At 57.3% G+C, this 15,363-nt stretch carries 20 protein-coding genes and 1 pseudogene; 15 read left to right on the top strand and 6 right to left on the bottom strand.

Annotated elements, in window-relative coordinates:
- Positions 1-147 precede the first annotated feature (147 nt).
- The 6 genes from LOY36_RS09610 to LOY36_RS09585 all read left to right on the top strand — a co-directional run bounded on the left by LOY36_RS09610 (position 148) and on the right by LOY36_RS09585 (position 5,610).
- On the top strand, positions 148-1,125 hold the full coding sequence (locus tag LOY36_RS09610; protein ID WP_019649464.1) for an NAD-dependent epimerase: 978 nt from the start codon (positions 148-150) through the stop codon (positions 1,123-1,125).
- Between the two features lie 46 nt (positions 1,126-1,171).
- Positions 1,172-1,912: a glycosyltransferase family 2 protein gene (locus LOY36_RS09605; protein WP_019649465.1), complete on the top strand. Its 741-nt coding sequence runs from the start codon at positions 1,172-1,174 to the stop codon at positions 1,910-1,912.
- Positions 1,909-2,187, top strand: a complete 279-nt coding sequence (locus LOY36_RS09600) for a lipid-A-disaccharide synthase N-terminal domain-containing protein (protein WP_018928220.1) — start codon at positions 1,909-1,911, stop codon at positions 2,185-2,187. The genes LOY36_RS09605 and LOY36_RS09600 overlap by 4 nt, the downstream gene beginning before the upstream one ends.
- 3 nt (positions 2,188-2,190) lie before the next feature.
- The gene (locus LOY36_RS09595) at positions 2,191-3,711 is read left to right on the top strand and encodes a glycosyltransferase family 39 protein (protein WP_019649466.1); all 1,521 of its coding nucleotides are present in this window, start codon (positions 2,191-2,193) and stop codon (positions 3,709-3,711) included.
- The gene (locus LOY36_RS09590; protein ID WP_258673047.1) at positions 3,708-4,643 is read left to right on the top strand and encodes an SdiA-regulated domain-containing protein; all 936 of its coding nucleotides are present in this window, start codon (positions 3,708-3,710) and stop codon (positions 4,641-4,643) included. Before LOY36_RS09595 ends, LOY36_RS09590 begins: the two co-directional genes overlap by 4 nt.
- Before the next feature lie 217 nt (positions 4,644-4,860).
- On the top strand, positions 4,861-5,610 hold the full coding sequence (locus tag LOY36_RS09585; protein WP_258673046.1) for an SDR family oxidoreductase: 750 nt from the start codon (positions 4,861-4,863) through the stop codon (positions 5,608-5,610).
- A gap of 15 nt (positions 5,611-5,625) precedes the next feature.
- Here LOY36_RS09585 and LOY36_RS09580 read toward each other — a convergent pair whose 3' ends face one another.
- Positions 5,626-6,987 carry an MATE family efflux transporter gene (locus LOY36_RS09580; protein WP_258673045.1) on the bottom strand — a complete coding sequence of 454 codons (1,362 nt, stop codon included), beginning with the start codon at positions 6,985-6,987 and terminating at the stop codon, positions 5,626-5,628.
- Positions 6,988-7,197: 210 nt separating this feature from the next.
- Here LOY36_RS09580 and LOY36_RS09575 point away from each other — a divergent pair, with 210 nt between their 5' ends.
- Complete coding sequence (locus LOY36_RS09575; protein WP_082920835.1) at positions 7,198-7,566, top strand: hypothetical protein; 369 nt, start codon at positions 7,198-7,200, stop codon at positions 7,564-7,566.
- Between the two features lie 71 nt (positions 7,567-7,637).
- Complete coding sequence (locus tag LOY36_RS09570) at positions 7,638-8,060, top strand: hypothetical protein (protein ID WP_258673044.1); 423 nt, start codon at positions 7,638-7,640, stop codon at positions 8,058-8,060.
- 36 nt (positions 8,061-8,096) lie between these two features.
- Here the strand turns inward: LOY36_RS09570 and LOY36_RS09565 are convergent, their stop codons facing one another.
- On the bottom strand, positions 8,097-8,870 hold the full coding sequence (locus LOY36_RS09565) for a nuclease-related domain-containing protein (RefSeq protein ID WP_064616896.1): 774 nt from the start codon (positions 8,868-8,870) through the stop codon (positions 8,097-8,099).
- A 318-nt stretch (positions 8,871-9,188) separates the two neighbouring features.
- Here LOY36_RS09565 and LOY36_RS09560 point away from each other — a divergent pair, with 318 nt between their 5' ends.
- On the top strand, positions 9,189-9,461 hold the full coding sequence (locus tag LOY36_RS09560; protein WP_007935387.1) for a hypothetical protein: 273 nt from the start codon (positions 9,189-9,191) through the stop codon (positions 9,459-9,461).
- An 81-nt stretch (positions 9,462-9,542) separates the two neighbouring features.
- Here LOY36_RS09560 and LOY36_RS09555 read toward each other — a convergent pair whose 3' ends face one another.
- From LOY36_RS09555 to LOY36_RS09545, 3 genes are read right to left on the bottom strand one after another with little or no spacing between them, the layout of a single operon-like run.
- On the bottom strand, positions 9,543-9,785 hold the full coding sequence (locus LOY36_RS09555; RefSeq protein WP_064616894.1) for a hypothetical protein: 243 nt from the start codon (positions 9,783-9,785) through the stop codon (positions 9,543-9,545).
- A gap of 12 nt (positions 9,786-9,797) precedes the next feature.
- A complete protein-coding gene (locus tag LOY36_RS09550) occupies positions 9,798-9,950 on the bottom strand; it encodes a hypothetical protein (RefSeq protein WP_258613426.1) in 153 nt (50 codons plus the stop codon).
- A complete protein-coding gene (locus LOY36_RS09545; RefSeq protein WP_258673043.1) occupies positions 9,935-10,096 on the bottom strand; it encodes a hypothetical protein in 162 nt (53 codons plus the stop codon). Before LOY36_RS09545 ends, LOY36_RS09550 begins: the two co-directional genes overlap by 16 nt.
- A 347-nt stretch (positions 10,097-10,443) precedes the next feature.
- On the opposite strand from LOY36_RS09545, the gene LOY36_RS09540 reads away from it, so the two are divergent.
- Positions 10,444-11,004, top strand: coding sequence for a lipid-binding SYLF domain-containing protein (locus LOY36_RS09540; protein WP_258673042.1), 561 nt, complete (start codon positions 10,444-10,446; stop codon positions 11,002-11,004).
- A gap of 98 nt (positions 11,005-11,102) precedes the next feature.
- On the opposite strand, the gene LOY36_RS09535 is transcribed toward LOY36_RS09540, so the two are convergent.
- Complete coding sequence (locus LOY36_RS09535; protein ID WP_258673041.1) at positions 11,103-12,041, bottom strand: LysR family transcriptional regulator; 939 nt, start codon at positions 12,039-12,041, stop codon at positions 11,103-11,105.
- Positions 12,042-12,141: 100 nt separating this feature from the next.
- Here LOY36_RS09535 and LOY36_RS09530 point away from each other — a divergent pair, with 100 nt between their 5' ends.
- The 5 genes and pseudogenes from LOY36_RS09530 to LOY36_RS09510 form a co-directional block, all read left to right on the top strand.
- Entirely contained in the window at positions 12,142-12,432 is a 291-nt protein-coding gene (locus LOY36_RS09530; protein ID WP_258673040.1) for a DUF3077 domain-containing protein, read from the top strand.
- A gap of 184 nt (positions 12,433-12,616) precedes the next feature.
- Entirely contained in the window at positions 12,617-12,904 is a 288-nt protein-coding gene (locus tag LOY36_RS09525) for a hypothetical protein (RefSeq protein ID WP_258673039.1), read from the top strand.
- 129 nt (positions 12,905-13,033) lie between these two features.
- The gene (locus LOY36_RS09520; RefSeq protein WP_018928231.1) at positions 13,034-13,792 is read left to right on the top strand and encodes a TSUP family transporter; all 759 of its coding nucleotides are present in this window, start codon (positions 13,034-13,036) and stop codon (positions 13,790-13,792) included.
- An 89-nt stretch (positions 13,793-13,881) separates the two neighbouring features.
- Positions 13,882-14,421 (top strand): hypothetical protein, encoded by a 540-nt coding sequence (locus LOY36_RS09515; RefSeq protein ID WP_258673038.1) that lies wholly within the window; start codon positions 13,882-13,884, stop codon positions 14,419-14,421.
- Between the two features lie 212 nt (positions 14,422-14,633).
- A pseudogene (locus tag LOY36_RS09510) lies at positions 14,634-15,071 on the top strand (phage infection protein); the annotation flags it as partial.
- Positions 15,072-15,363: the final 292 nt, after the last annotated feature.

Here is a 15,363-nt window from a genome sequence, read left to right as displayed (position 1 = left end):
CTTTACCAATACAATGGAGCAAGGCATGGAGCCAATGGTGGCAACAAGCCCAAAAAATATACTGATCAGCGAGTACTTACAGGGGATTGTGATGCAAAAGCGCCCTTTGCGCAGAATCGGAATCAGTCACGCACAGGCGCAGGCCTCATGACTGTTCTGGTTACTGGCGCCGCCGGTTTTATTGGGTATCACACCGTCAAGCGTTTGTGTCAAGAAGGCCTTGAAGTCGTCGGCATCGACAATCTCAACGACTATTACAGCGTAGAACTCAAACACGCACGGCTCAAGGAGCTGGAATCCTTGCCGGGCTTTCGTTTCCAGGCCATGGACATCGTCGACAAACCGGCCTTGATGGCGTTGTTCAAAGACCATGCTTTCACCGAGGTTGTGCACCTGGCCGCCCAGGCGGGTGTTCGCTATTCACTGGACAACCCGGATGTTTATGCGCAGTCCAATCTGGTGGGCTTTCTGAATGTGCTGGAAGCTTGCCGGCACCATCGCCCCGCGCATCTGATCTATGCCTCGAGCAGCTCGGTGTACGGCACCAACAGCAAAATGCCGTTCAGTGTCGAAGACGCCGTCGATCATCCTATTTCGCTGTACGCCGCCAGCAAACGCGCCAATGAACTGCTGGCGCACAGCTATTGCCACCTCTATGGCCTGAAAGCCAGCGGCCTGCGCTTTTTCACCGTATACGGACCTTGGGGGCGCCCCGACATGGCGCTGTTCAAGTTTACCGAGGCAATCCTGAAAGGCTTGCCGATCGACATCTATAACCATGGCCAGATGTCGCGCGATTTCACCTATGTCGACGACATCGTTGAAAGCGTCGCCCGCCTGCGCTCCAAACCACCGGTGCCGAACGAGCCGGGCGCTGGCGTAAACCGGATTTTCAACATCGGCCGTGGCCAACCCGTGCCACTGCTGGAGTTTGTCGACTGCCTGGAGTCGGCGCTGGGCATCAAGGCCCAACGCAATTTCATGCCGCTACAGGCAGGCGATGTGATCAAGACCTGGGCCGATATTTCGGCACTGGCCGAGTGGGTCGACTTCCGTCCTCAAGTGACGGTCGAGACCGGTGTAGCAGAATTTGTGAAGTGGTATCGCCACTTCTATCAGATATGAATCGAGCCCTTGATAAACAAAAGACCAAGGAGCAAGGGGGGACTCTATGAGCCAAGACATTTTTGTATCTGTACTGATTCCAGCAAAGAACGAAGCGAACAACCTCAAACCGTTACTTGAGGAAATCCGCGTCGCATTGGCCGATGAGGCCTACGAAATCATCGTGGTGGACGATGGCAGCACCGATTCCACCTTGCATGAACTGCGGCAGTTGAAAAACAACGGCCTGGACGCGTTGCGTATCCTGCGCCATGAGCGCTCGCTGGGGCAAAGCACCTCGCTCTACCACGCGGCAATCGCCGCCCGGGGGCAATGGCTGGCCACGCTTGATGGCGACGGTCAAAACGACCCTGCGGACATCCCCGGGATGTTGGAGCTGGTGCGCGGTGAAAAGGGTCTGGTCGACGTTCAGCTGGTGGCCGGGCACCGAGTCAACCGCCGCGATACCGCGAGCAAACGCTGGGCTTCGCGCTTCGCCAACGGGCTGCGCAGCCGCCTGCTCAATGACTCGACCCCGGACACCGGCTGCGGGCTGAAGCTGATCGAACGCGCGGCGTTTCTGCGCCTGCCGTACTTCGACCACATGCATCGGTACATTCCCGCGCTGATCCAGCGTCACAACGGCCGAATGATCGTTCACCCGGTCAACCACCGGCCCCGCACCGCGGGTGTGTCCAAATACGGCAACATCGACCGCGCCCTGGTGGGTATTCTCGACCTGTTCGGTGTGTGGTGGCTGATCAAGCGCACGCGGTTGAACACCAACGCGCAGGAGATCGAAGGATGAACCTCTCCCGCGAAACCCTGTGGCTGGTGGTCGGCTTCGCTGGCCAGATCGCCTTTACCGGTCGCTTCATCCTGCAGTGGCTGTATAGCGAGTACAAAAAACGCAGCGTGATCCCGGTGAGTTTCTGGTACCTGAGCATTGTTGGCAGCGCCCTGCTGCTCGCTTATGCCATTTACCGGGCAGACCCGGTGTTCATTGCTGGCCAGGCCTTTGGCTCCATCGTCTATCTGCGCAATTTGCAATTGATTGCCCGCACCAAACACCTGAAGGACTGAGCCATGCGTAAAACCCTGTCGCCCAGCATCGAATGCCTGGGCCTGGTGCTGCTTGCCTTGCTGTTGATCGGCGCTGGCCTGGGGCTGCGTCAACCGCAAAACGTCGACGAGGAACGTTTCCTCGGCGTAGCGCTGGAGATGCTGCACAACGGGTCATGGTTCATCCCTCACCGCGCTGCGGAGATCTACGGCGATAAACCGCCGGTCTTCATGTGGATGGTGGCGTTCTTCGCATGGCTCACCGGCCTGCCCGCCCTCGCCCTGTATATTCCGGGGATGTTGTCGGCGGCGACGGTCACGGCCGTGGTCTACGACCTGGGCCGCCGGTTGTGGAATCAGCGCATCGGTCGAATAGCGGCGCTGTTGTACCTGGCCACGTACCAGACTTACAGCATCCTGCGTACCGGCCAGATCGACAGCCTGTTGATTCTGTTCACCTCCCTGGGCCTGTACGGACTGGCGCGGCACCTGTTGCTCGGGCCAGCCTGGCGCTGGTTTTACGTGGGCTGCGCCGCCATGGGCATTGGCATAATCACCAAAGGGGTCGGCTTCGTCCCGGCCTTGATGCTGATTCCGTATGCCTACGCGGTGCGCAAAAACTGGTCCGGCGTGGTGGCCATGCCTGGCCAGAAGCGCAAATGGTTCCTGGGCTTTTTGGTGGCGCTCGGGGCTATCGCAATCTGGCTGCTGCCTCTGGCACTGTCCATTGTGCTCAATGGCACCGCGGAAGAAGTCGCCTATGCGCGAGAAATCCTGCTGCGCCAGACAGCGGCACGCTATGCCGCCGCGTGGGACCATCGCGAACCGTTCTGGTACTTCTTCGTCAACGTGATCCCGCAATACTGGCTGCCGTTGGTGCTGGCCCTGCCGTGGCTGGTGCCGGCCTGGCGCAAGCAACTGCGCAAGCACGACGGTCGAGTGCTGGTGCTGTTGAGCTGGGTCGTGCTGGTGGTGCTGTTTTTCTGCCTGAGCACCGGCAAGCGCAAGTTGTACATCTATCCGGCGTTGCCCGGTCTGGTGCTGGTGGCGGCGCCACTGATTCCCTGGCTGCTCAAGCGCTGGTTCGGTAAACGTCCACGCGCTATGCGGGTATTCCAGGCGCTGGTGGTGAGCTGGTTCGTTCTGTGGTTCGCCCGCGGGTTTATCGAGCCGATCAAGGAAGGTCCGAACCCCCACGAAGCGATCATGGCGCAGGCGGCGACCATGACCCACGGCGCCGACCTGGTACTGGTCAACTGGCGCGAGGGCCACTGGTTATTCGCCCGGCAGCCGATCGTACATTTCGGGATGAGCAGTTCCTCGGTCGAACAAGCGGCGCAATGGCTACGCGAACACCGTGACGCTTACGCCCTGGTGCCCGACGAAGTGCTGAGCCAGTGTTTCAATCCCGAGGCCGCTCATGAGCTCGGCGAAACGTCTCGTGCGCAATGGTCGATCGTGGGCGCCGATGCCGATAACGGCAAATGCCAGCCCGGACAACCCAAAAAGGTCTATCGCTTCAGCTGGGACAAGGACAAGTCATGAGCAAGAGAGGGAAGCTGGGGATACTTCTCATTGTTGTATTGCTTGGCGCCTATGTGGTTTCCGCACGCTTCATGGTCCACCAGCAGCTGTATGCGTACTGGAAAACTCTTTGGCATGGTAATCAGGCGCCCGATAAAAATATCTGGCTGCCAGACTATAAAGCCGTGATCCAGGCCAAGCCTGTCGCGGACATCACCAATCTGTCCGGCATCGCCTATGACCCGGACCATGATCGACTGCTGGGCATCACCAATGGTGGGCCCATGCAGATTGTGGCCATGAACCGCAACGGCGATCTGCTTGAACGTTACCCGCTGATCGGCTTCCAGGACACCGAAGGCCTTGCTTACATAGGTAACGGACGCGTAGTGATCGCCGATGAACAGTTGCAGCGACTGTATGTCGTCACCTTGCCGGACAGCCCAGGCCCGATCAATGTCGAGAACGCCCCGTTCGTTGCCATCGAGATCAACTTGAGCGAACACAACAAGGGGTTTGAAGGCGTGACCTATGACGCGGCCAATGATCGTATCTTCGCGATCAAGGAACGCGATCCGCGGCAGCTGTTTACGGTCACGGGCATGCTGGCGTCCATCGGCAGTCCGTTGCAGGTGCATATCCAGGACTTGACCCACTGGATCGACCGTAGCGTCTTCGGCCTGGATCTTTCCGAGGGTTACTACGACCCGCGGACCGGTCACTTGCTGTTATTGAGCGAGCAATCCAGCAACGTGACCGAACTGGACCAGGACGGCAACTTCGTCAGCTTCCGCTCCCTGCTCGGCCTGAATGACCTGAAAAAAACCATACCGCAAGCCGAAGGCATGACCATGGACACTTCCGGTGAGCTCTACATTGTGAGCGAGCCCAACCTGTTCTACCGGTTCTCCAAGTCCAAGGCTGCTGTGGCGGAGAATCAGCAGAAGCAATAATGGGTTTTGCACCGGATGGGCCGGCAGCTGCTACGGATCGCATCACGGCTGAACTGACCACCTATCGGACAACTTCCCGCCCCTTGCGCCATTAAGCCGATTCCGGGTCTTTAATGGTTGCAGGATTCCAAGCCAGCCCCCCACTCCGACCAGAAACACGACGTCCAAGCGGGGCTGACACCTCGCACCCCACTGCACACGCATCGGGAGACTCGTCATGAAAATCGTCGTGATTGGCGGTACCGGGCTGATCGGCAGGCAGCTCTGCAAAAACCTGCAAGACCTGGGGCATGAAACCTTGGCCGCGTCACCGAGCACCGGCGTCAACGCCCTCACCGGCGAGGGCTTGCAAAACGCCTTGCAAGGCGCCGATGTAGTGGTCGACGTGGCCAACTCGCCCTCCTTCGAGGACGCTGCCGTGCTCGAGTTCTTCGAAACCTCCGGGCGCAACCTGCTCGCCGCCGAGAAGGCCGCCGGGGTCAAACACCATGTCGCGCTGTCGGTGGTAGGCACCGAGCGCATGCTCGACAGCGGCTATTTCCGGGCAAAAATGGCCCAGGAAAAACTCATCAAGGCATCAGGCATCCCTTACACAATCCTGCGGGCCACGCAGTTCTTCGAATTCATCGGGGCCATTTCCCACTCGGGCGTACAGGAAGGCGACACCGTGCGCTTGACCTCCGCCGCGTTGCAGCCGATTGCCGCGTTCGATGTCGCGACAGCGCTGGCGAAAGTCGCGGTGCAGGCGCCGAGCAATAACACCCTGGAAGTGGCCGGGCCTGAGCGCTGGCCGCTGGTGGAGTTCGTGCGCTTGTTTTTGCAACACACCAACGACCCGCGCCAGGCCCATCCGGACGACACGGTCCCCTACTTCGGCGCGCCGATCGATGACCACTCGCTGACGCCGGGCGAGCACCCCATCGTCGGGCCGACGCGCTTCGAAACCTGGCTCAAGAGCAGCGTTTAACCTTCAATCGAGGGCTTACACCAACCGCTCGATCTTCTGATGCTGCCAGACCATTTTGTAATACAGGGTCTGCAGCATCAGCATGCCCAGATACGCCACCGGAAACGCCATCCACACCCCTGGCAGCCCGAAGCGCGTATCCAGCAGATACGCCACCGGCAACTGCACCCCGACCACGCAAACGATCGACACCGCTACCGGCACCAATACCGTGCCGCTGGCGCGCATGATGCCGCCGACAATTGCCTGAAAGCCAAACACCAGCAGGCTCCAGAGCATGATGTGCAACAGGTGTTCGGCCATCGCCCGGGTGGAATCATCCGTAAGAAACAACCCCAGCAACCAGTGCGACAGCAGATACCCCAACAGCACCAGGCCACCGGTCAGGCACACGTTGATCAACAACCCGGTGCGCAAAATCTCCCCCATGCGCTCAAGGCGCCCTGCCCCGATCGCCTGCGCGCCAAGGATCGATGCCGTGATCGCAATCGACAGCGCCGGGAACTGCACGTAATTGACGATCTGCGTCACCGCCCCGTACGCCGCCGTCGCCTGGGAACCGTGCTGGTTCACCAGCGCCAGAATCACCAACTCCGACAACGACAGCACCACCATCTGCAACCCAGTCGGCAACCCGATGCGCAACACCTTGCCGAGGATGACCCTGTCGAGCCGCATCGCCGCAAACATCTCCCGATCCGGCGCCAACGGATGCCCCTTGCGAATCAACCGCCACGCCAGCCACCCCATCGCCGACAAGTTACCCACCAACCCCGCCCACGCCGCACTCTGAATCCCCATCGGCGGCAGCCCCAACCAACCGAGAATCAACGCCGGCGTCAGCGCCAGCCCGACACACGTCGACACCACCAGCGCCAACAACGGCGACAGCGTATCGCTCACCCCGCGCAGCAACTGCGTGAACAATACAAACACCAACAGCGACGGCAAAATCCACATCATCACATGCGCATACGCCACCGCATCGTCCAGCACATCCCCCGGCATGCCCAAACCCTGTAACGCCGGCCGGGCAAACACACTGCCCAACACCGCCGCCACCACCCCGATCATCGCCCCCAACAGCAACGTCGAACCGGCGATGGCCTTCACCAGATGTGGCTCACGGGCGCCCCAGGCCTGACCGATCAACACCCCAGCGCCCGCGCCGAGGCCAATGACCAGGGCGATGAAGAAGAACACCACGGGGAACATGCCCGATACCGCCGCTAACGCCTGGGTGCCGAGCAATTGGCCGATGTAGATGCTGTTGACGGTGCCGGACATGGATTGGAGGAAGTTGGAGAGGACCATGGGGGCGAGGAATAGGAGGTAGGTTTGCCAGAGGGGGTGTTGAGGTTTGGCTGGGGTTTGCATTGAGAGTCCGTCTCGGGTGGGGGCTGGCATCTTGGAAATTCTACGCTACGGAACTGGGAACAACGCGCTTCTATTTTGGCGGATTTGAGGTGCATGAGTAATGGCTGCTTTCGACAATGGATACAACCGAAAGCGGACAGTAGACAGGTAACCGCTGATGTCCTTAGGCTGGTCAATCTAGTGACAACACAGCGCTAAAGAGGACCATTCATGTTGGTAGTTGCCATTGATCGAGATAGCGTGCATGCGGGGGATGACCTGGAAAGTCACGTGACGTCGATCAAACTCAATCCAGCAGCAACGCTACGCGCCTTATTCGAAGTGATACAGGATATGGGCTACCTCCCTGATATCACTGGAGGCAAGGCTACCTGGATTATTTGTTCGTCTGGCAAACCAATAGGTGTTTTAGCGCAGCAATGGCCAGAACCTAAATTATCCGTGCCTTATGAGAGCATCGTAGATCAATATTTCAGAGCTACGGAACCTCGGCTACTGTTCAGATATTGGTGCCAGGCAGATCCAGATCAGGTCTTTTCCCATATCAAGGCCGGACATGAGCCACCGTCACGATTTTAGGGTTTGTCATTAACTTGGCCGTTCAACAGTGTCCGTATTGCCACCCGTTAATTTACGCGTCAGGTACCACCATGTACGAAGTCAAAGCCCTTGTCTTGTCCGATGTCCCAGTGTTTCCAACGTGGGCGCATCCGGCGGTCTATTACTCAGGTTCAGACCTATACATCTGCTTTGAAGCACACGAAGATGATGTATTTTCCGTGATCTGCCTTACCGGCCTCATCGAGTACCGTGTGCAACCGCTCACCGATGAATCAACCTGGAAGCATCAGTATTTTTCAGCCGGGCTTGAATCCTATAAGTTTCATCTTATGGAAAACTCCCCTCTAACAAAACCCTGGCCAGATTCTCAGCACTGGACCATCACATTTAAAGACGAAATCCACGATGTTGTAGCAAGTTCATTGACTGTAATCAGTAGAGAATTGCGCGCGCCCTCTAAAGAAAAAGCCCTACTAACTTCAATGAAGCCCGAGGCTGCCAGCGTTTCCTGAACAGTAGCGGCTCCACAGGGCGAAGTGCCTGGCGGACTAATCCAAATCCTGTTTCGCTCGACATTTGGGGTAGGCACTGCAGCCCCAGAACCGCTCTCCTGCTCTATCGCCTGTCTTACGAATACGAATGACAAAATCGCTTCCACAACGCGGACAACGGCGTTTTGCTAAAGGGTCGTTTCGCTGTTTCAGGTGTTGTACATGCTCGTGGTGGGTAGCGAGAGAACTGTCCCTCCTCCCGCTCTCAAGCGCCGTCACCATTGCACTCACCTGCGCGTCGTTAAACACAGGCTGCTGAAAGGACTTGATGTAGCGGATGCAGCTGATGCCTTGGGTGACATTGTCCGGCATGACGGTTTTGAAGCTGCTGCCACCGACGAAGGCGATTACAGAATGGATGTGCTCGGGCGGAACGTTGAGCAGCGCTTCTAGCGCCTTCAAGTGTTTGTAATTCTGTCGCAGCGGGTTCTGGAACCTGGAGCGATGCCGAAAGATCTGCTGTGTCCACTGGGCCTGGCGCTCACCTCCGAAGATCCAGCCACGCATGTTTTTGGTCTCCAGCACGAAAATGCCAAAGGGCGACAGGAACACATGATCGATCTGGGTAGTGCCGTCGGGTGTATCCAGTGTGACGTTGTGCAACCGTCGGTAGACCTGGCCATCCAACCCATAGTGGGCGAATGTCCGCACCAGCAGCTCACCAAACCAACCCTTGAACCAAGGCGTCTTGATGATGATGAGCATGACCAACAATGGCATCAGCCACTTCAGCATGTCGAACAGCGGCTGGAGCATAAAGAAAATATTCATCGCTTCCTTTGCGTGGCGTACGCCAGACGAGGCCACACCTTCACCCTTTTGTTCCTTGCTAGCTTAGGCAAGGTAACTAACTTTCGCTTTACCTTGTAGTCTGTGAGTCATGAAATAGACGGTGCTCCTCTTGGATTCAACGCTTCCGACAAAAGTAATCACACCTGCTTTACATACAGGTCCTACACCAACCTCGGAAATCACTACTATCCCACTGGTGCGGAAAAAACTATCTTCACCCCGTCACCTACAAAGCGACCAGGTTTGGCGACCTGCAGATCGGATCAGTCCCTTTAAATCTGATTCGGAGTTTCACCTGTGGATAGATACATGCCCCTCACCGGAATCGACCTGATCCCGGCCTCCCTGCTCATCGACACCCAAGCCCCACTCGACGTCCTGCAAGCCATGGCCGACTACCGCATCCGCACGGTCACACAGGTGCTGGAAAACATCGCCTTCCGCGCCGAGATCGGTTGCGACACGGTGGTGCTGTCGGATTTTGCCAAACTGCTGGCCATTCCCCTGCGCGACGGCTGTGATTTGATGGATGTGATTGGTAGACGCTTGCGGGCGCAAGCAGCGGAGTAAATGAAAACGGACGCCTGACTGGCGCCCGTTTTTTGGTGCCCGCAAATCGTGATGCATCAGCCGCCACCAGACACCTGACCTTTAACCAATCTGCTCGAACCGCCGCCGCTTCATGAACAATCCCATCCCTATCGCCACGGCAAAAACCGACAGCAACCCCAGATCAAACCCCAACAAGCGGATCTGACCTGCCACAACGCAGCCAACCGCACCCGCCGCCACCAACACCACTCCTAGCCACTTGCGTAACAGATACGGTTTGAGGAATTGATCAAGCAGAAAGGACAACACCAAGGCAATGACCAATTGAGTAATTACGGACATGTACGTCTCCAGTCAGGTCTTGATGATCAATGTCGAAAGGGTGCGTTGCGGGCCGATACCGCCGTTGACCTGCGCCTCAATGCTGACCAGTACGTCGCCCACATGGTAGGTGGGTAGGATTTCATTGGCATACGTGCGCACACCGGCGCCTACAGGTATTGCCACGTAAGAGGGGGCCACGGCCTTGGTGGCGGCAGTGAAAAATGCAACTCGCGCAGGCGCCCACGTTCGCTGTCGTTGAGGGTGATCTGCGAGACGTTGAAGACGATCCCGTGAGTGCCCATGTATTGGAAAGTCCCTTCGAACTTCATCCCACGCATCCTTTCGAGGCAAAGACGGCGATTCTCTACAAGGAGCGCATTGGGTTCAAATCATTTCACCTTGCTGGCAAGGTGTGTACTCGGTTTGTCAGTACTTGAATGATGCCAGCGCCTTGTCAGGCGCCCGTTTTGTTTTTTCGAACCCCGCCAACACACAGATGTCGAAACAAGTGATGGCATTGCCACTGATCACAGGCCGCTGGCCTGCTTCATTCAAGGGCGACGCCAGTAGCTCACACACTTTAGGGTGCGCCGGATAATTTCAGCAGGCTCGGATTCTGCCGAGGGCAGGTGCTGACTGCTGCTCACATCCAATGCTCCCGTATCGGAGTACTAACATGACTCAGTCAATGCGGTTCTTCCTATCGATCGTCCTTGCGACAGCCTCACTGGCATCGGCAAGTTTCCTGAACACTGCTGGTGCTGCAACCGCCGAGGATCTGAATGTCGACTCTCGGCAAGCGTTGCAAACGCTCTACAAGGCCAGACCAGTTGCCGAAAAAATCTCACACGACGCTAAAGCGATTCTTGTCTTCCCGAAAATCATCAAAGCGGGCCTGGTGTTTGGCGGCAGCTATGGCGAAGGCGAATTGTTGATGGGTAAGAAAGTCGAGGACTATTACAACTCCGTAACCGGGTCCTGGGGGTTGCAGGCAGGCGCCCAGTCATATGGCTATGCGGTGTTCCTGATGACCGATAAAGCCGTGAAATATTTACGTGAAACCAAGGGTTGGGAAATTGGCGTAGGCCCCACTGTTGTTGTGGTTGATGAAGGGGTGGCGAAGAATCTGTCCAGCTCCACGCTGAAGGACGATGCTTACGCGTTCATTTTCGACCAGCAGGGATTAATGGCTGGGGTCAGCATTGAAGGAACCAAGATTTCCCGGATCAAGCGCTGAAACCGGTCGTTTGGCGCTTGCGGGCGCAAGCGGTGAAGTGAAATGAAAGCGGGCAGCCGAGTGGCGCCCGCTTTTTTATGTCCGCGATTCGTGATGCTTCAGGCCCCCTGGAGCGTTACTGCATGCTTTCGATCAAGGTTTTCACCAAAGCCACGGATCATCTCCAGCAACGACTTCACCCGCAGCGGCAGATTGCCGGCCGGGTACACCGCGTGCATCTGCGGGCTCTCACCACTGCTGGAGGTGAGTTTGTACTCGGGACAGACCCGCAGCAGGCGCCCCGCTTGCACTTCGGGCTCTGCCAGCCAGTCCGCCAGGCGGGCGATGCCGAGGCCCGCCAGGGCCGCCTGGAACACCGCCGAACCAGAGTTGAAGCGAAACTTGGGATGAGCCCGAACGCTGATGGCCTGCGTCTCACTACGAAAATTCCACTCCTTGAGAATCCGTGGTGCCGTGTGCAGGATCAGCGAGTGCACCTCCAGCGCCTCGATAGAGTCGGGCATCCCGTGCCGCTCCAGATACTCGGGGCTGGCGTACAGATACCGTGAATAACTCCAGAGTGGAAAGCCGATCAGGTCACTGGATTGCGGATACCCGCCGCGAATCGAGAAGTCCAGCTTGCTCTTGGCCGGGTCGATGGTTTCATCGGTGAAAATCCCATCGACGTTCACGTCTGGATAACGCTCACCGTACTGCGCGATCAGCCGGGGCAATACCCCGTGCCCGAGAAACTCGGGGGCGGAAAAGCGGACCCAACCGTAGGCCTGGCCGCTGATGCCGGCCAGGTCTTCATCCGCCTCACGTTGCAGATCCAGCATTTTGTAGGCGTGGGGCAACAAGCGCTCACCCGCCTCGGTCAAGCTCACGGCATTGGAGGAGCGATTGAACAACTTGACTCCGACACTTTCCTCCAAGGCCTGAACTGCTCGGGTCAGCGCGCTGGGAGAGCGCCCCAGAGTTCGTGCTGCCGCGACGAAGCTGCGCTTGCGAGCCACCGTCGCGAAGGCTTCAAGTTCCCCCAACATATCCAATGCCATGCGTCACCTCGTTGCACTTTTCACAACGTGGTATTGCAACACAAAAAAAACGCTTCCGTTAACCTTCTCGCTCAATTCACAAGGATGTAAGTAACAGAAAATGACCGAACAAGCAGAAGCAAAAACCATAGGCGTCACCCCCTGCATTTACTGCTCAGCCCCCCTGTTCCATGTAAGCGCTGGCGTACCCGTTAACAAAGCATTGGCAATGGCTTCCGATCTGCTGTGCCTAGCCAAGGTACTTGCAGAAGACGCAGCTTTCGAAAGAGACACGGACCGACATGCCTGGGCCACGCATTACTTAACGTCAATGGGTAAGGCGGTGATTGATGATGTGGTGAAGGCAGTTACTCCGAAACCTGCTCGGACGAGGGACCAAACCGAGATTTAACACTAATCAACCCTGACATGAGCCCGGCGCTTTCGGGACATTCAGATCGCCATGGGGGAGCACTCCCCATGGCCCCAGTGCGGCCAGATAGTCGGGTAATCAGCGGTCCGTATGAGTGCGGTCATCGTGGTCAAGGAGGTGTGGCATGGTCACTCGGTACTCGGTACTCGGTAGGCACGCACAAGTGGCCGAACCGTTGAGCATTCTCACTGAAGAGTTTCCTGCAAAGCTGATGGCCTTCAATGCCCTGACTCGCGACATGCGTGAGGCGGGAGTTGCAATCAAGGCGTTGGTACTTGCTGACAATAAAATTTTCGTCACTCAGCGAAGCGTCGAGCTGCTATCGCGGCATTTTGGGCATGAGCTTCGCGCAATGCACAGCAGCGCCGATGGGCGCTTTGCCCGAAATATGGCAACGATCCGTGGTGTTGGCGTGGTCTGGTTCACTTTGATTAAGGAGCAGGACGATTGATTCAATTTCTCGACTACTCAATTGAGGCTTTACGGGATGCGCCAAGGTGTGACCAATCGACCATGACTTGGGCCGATGCCATGAAACACGTCGAAGCCGCTGCCCCCTTCACCGTCAGAGCCTGATTCCATGATCGATATTGTCATCCTTTGCGTATTCGCCTTCTCTGCCGGCCTGATCGATGCGGCGGTGGGCGGCGGCGGACTGATCCAGATTCCCGCGCTGTTCAACGTGCTGCCCACGGCACAACCGGCGGCGCTGCTGGGGACCAACAAGGTTGCGGCAGCCTGCGGCACTGCATTCGCCGCCCGATCCTTCGTGCGCAAGGTGGTGATCAACTGGAGTCTGGTGATCCCCGCCGCCAGTGCGGCGTTTGTCATGTCCTTCTTCGGAGCGGCCACGGTGTCGTTCGTCCCCCAGTCGGTGATCCGGCCGGCGGTGTTGGTGTTGATCGTGCTGATGGCGATCTACACCTTCTGGAAAAAGGACTTCGGCGCCCTGCACAAGCCCATGCACATCGGCACCAAGGAAAAACTGCTGGCGATCGTCATCGGCGGCGCCATCGGTTTCTACGACGGACTGTTCGGGCCCGGCACTGGCAGCTTCCTGATCTTCCTGTTCATCCGCTGCTTCGCCTTCGACTTCCTGCATGCCTCGGCGTCGGCCAAACTGGTGAACATCGCGACCAACGTAGCAGCGCTGATGTTCTTCATTCCGACGGGGAACGTGCTCTACCTGATCGCCATCCCCATGGCCGCATTCAACATCCTCGGCGCACTGACCGGCACCTGGCTGGCGGTACATAAAGGCGCGCCCTTTGTCCGGGCGCTGTTCCTGGTGTTGCTGCTGATCCTGATCGGCAAACTGTCTTATGACCTGTTCGTGTAAGCGCGTTTTCTGCCGCTACACTCAAGCGGAGCAAGGCATTTCACATAGGCATTACGCCATTTCCATCGTCTATTGAGAGTGAGTCGTTCATGAACCGTCGATTGCTCACCGTTTTCATCGCGATTTCTCTTTCATGGACCAGTGCACAGGCCGGCTACTGGAAGGATTCAAACGGCAATCCAATCCCGGACTCTGAATCAAGACGAACCATCGGGGAGTTTGGTGGCTCGCTATTCATCACTTCCGATCCCGATTGGGAGAAAAAGTGGAATACACCGGCCGAAACCACTCCAGTATTTACCGAAGCCAAAATAGTCACCCGAGGTGAAAGGATCTTCGCGCTTACGTTTTTTGCAAACCCGAAGCTGAATGCCAATCACGAAGCCAACATCACGTGCGATTTGAAAGCCACAAGGCCGAACGGTACAGAATCGATCAATCAGCGAGATGCCGTTTGTTTTCAAGGGCGCCTTAACGGGGATCCGAGCAACATGTATCTCGCCGCCCCCGTGATCGGTTTCATCGGCGAGCCTGACGATCCCACAGGCATCTGGACGCTGGAAATCACGCTCAAAGACAACTTGCGTAAGGTTGTCATGCCGCTCAAAGCAACATTCACGCTGAAGTAAGTGGTTCTTTTCACCGCTGACCGCCGTTGTCGGCCTGGCTGTAGCGGCATAGAGCATCACTCCCGGCGCCGCCAGATTGGCTGGGGTTGCCCACCACGTTTCAACCATTGCTGACGTCGATAGTCACCATCATGTCAATGAAGTTCTCATAAAAAATCCTCGGCGTAACATCTGCTCCATACCCAACCAATAACACCCCGGAGCACACCATCATGAAACGCCAAACCCTTCTCAGCATCGCTTTCTCGGTTTTTGCAGTAAACGCTTTCGCCGCTTCCCCTGCTCACCCGGTCGTCGCTGAAGGCGGCTCGGATCGCCTGATTGAAAGCCGCGTTGCTGAAGGTGGTTCGGATCGTCTGATCGAAAGCCGCGTTGCTGAAGGTGGCTCGGATCGTCTGATCGAAAACCGCGTCGCTGAAGGCGGTTCGGATCGCCTGATCGAAAACCGCGTCGCTGAAGGTGGTTCGGATCGTCTGATCGAAAACCGCGTCGCTGAAGGTGGTTCGGATCGCCTGATCGAGAATCGCGTCGCTGAAGGTGGTTCGGATCGTCTGATCGAAAACCGCGTCGCTGAAGGTGGTTCGGATCGTCTGATCGAAAACCGCGTCGCTGAAGGTGGTTCGGATCGTCTGATCGAAAACCGCGTCGCTGAAGGTGGTTCGGATCGTCTGATCGAAAACCGCGTCGCTGAAGGTGGTTCGGATCGTCTGATCGAAAACCGCGTCGCTGAAGGTGGTTCGGATCGTCTGATCGAAAACCGCGTCGCTGAAGGTGGTTCGGATCGTCTGATCGAAAACCGCGTTGCTGAAGGTGGTTCGGATCGTCTGATCGAAAACCGTGCGGCATGAATGAGTGGCTTTACCGCAACACTCGACCAAAGAACCCGGCCTCATCAGCCGGGTTTTTTCATGCGTTTTTAGTGCCCGGCTGAATGAGCCGGAG

Origin of the sequence: Pseudomonas sp. B21-019 (assembly GCF_024749225.1) — a bacterium.
GTDB lineage: Bacteria > Pseudomonadota > Gammaproteobacteria > Pseudomonadales > Pseudomonadaceae > Aquipseudomonas.
The sequence above is the reverse complement of the archived record's forward strand: the minus strand, read 5'-3'. Positions and strand labels throughout refer to the sequence as shown.

Excerpts from the sequence above, each read along its gene's own strand:
- LOY36_RS09610 (WP_019649464.1), top strand. The coding sequence starts at position 148 with ATGACTGTTCTGGTTACTGGCGCCGCCGGTTTTATTGGGTATCACACC.
- LOY36_RS09605 (WP_019649465.1), top strand. The coding sequence starts at position 1,172 with ATGAGCCAAGACATTTTTGTATCTGTACTGATTCCAGCAAAGAACGAA.
- LOY36_RS09600 (WP_018928220.1), top strand. The coding sequence starts at position 1,909 with ATGAACCTCTCCCGCGAAACCCTGTGGCTGGTGGTCGGCTTCGCTGGC.
- LOY36_RS09595 (WP_019649466.1), top strand. The coding sequence starts at position 2,191 with ATGCGTAAAACCCTGTCGCCCAGCATCGAATGCCTGGGCCTGGTGCTG.
- LOY36_RS09590 (WP_258673047.1), top strand. The coding sequence starts at position 3,708 with ATGAGCAAGAGAGGGAAGCTGGGGATACTTCTCATTGTTGTATTGCTT.
- LOY36_RS09585 (WP_258673046.1), top strand. The coding sequence starts at position 4,861 with ATGAAAATCGTCGTGATTGGCGGTACCGGGCTGATCGGCAGGCAGCTC.
- LOY36_RS09580 (WP_258673045.1), bottom strand. The coding sequence starts at position 6,987 with ATGCAAACCCCAGCCAAACCTCAACACCCCCTCTGGCAAACCTACCTC.
- LOY36_RS09575 (WP_082920835.1), top strand. The coding sequence starts at position 7,198 with ATGTTGGTAGTTGCCATTGATCGAGATAGCGTGCATGCGGGGGATGAC.
- LOY36_RS09570 (WP_258673044.1), top strand. The coding sequence starts at position 7,638 with ATGTACGAAGTCAAAGCCCTTGTCTTGTCCGATGTCCCAGTGTTTCCA.
- LOY36_RS09565 (WP_064616896.1), bottom strand. The coding sequence starts at position 8,870 with ATGAATATTTTCTTTATGCTCCAGCCGCTGTTCGACATGCTGAAGTGG.
- LOY36_RS09555 (WP_064616894.1), bottom strand. The coding sequence starts at position 9,785 with ATGTCCGTAATTACTCAATTGGTCATTGCCTTGGTGTTGTCCTTTCTG.
- LOY36_RS09545 (WP_258673043.1), bottom strand. The coding sequence starts at position 10,096 with ATGAAGTTCGAAGGGACTTTCCAATACATGGGCACTCACGGGATCGTC.
- LOY36_RS09540 (WP_258673042.1), top strand. The coding sequence starts at position 10,444 with ATGACTCAGTCAATGCGGTTCTTCCTATCGATCGTCCTTGCGACAGCC.
- LOY36_RS09535 (WP_258673041.1), bottom strand. The coding sequence starts at position 12,041 with ATGGCATTGGATATGTTGGGGGAACTTGAAGCCTTCGCGACGGTGGCT.
- LOY36_RS09530 (WP_258673040.1), top strand. The coding sequence starts at position 12,142 with ATGACCGAACAAGCAGAAGCAAAAACCATAGGCGTCACCCCCTGCATT.
- LOY36_RS09520 (WP_018928231.1), top strand. The coding sequence starts at position 13,034 with ATGATCGATATTGTCATCCTTTGCGTATTCGCCTTCTCTGCCGGCCTG.
- LOY36_RS09515 (WP_258673038.1), top strand. The coding sequence starts at position 13,882 with ATGAACCGTCGATTGCTCACCGTTTTCATCGCGATTTCTCTTTCATGG.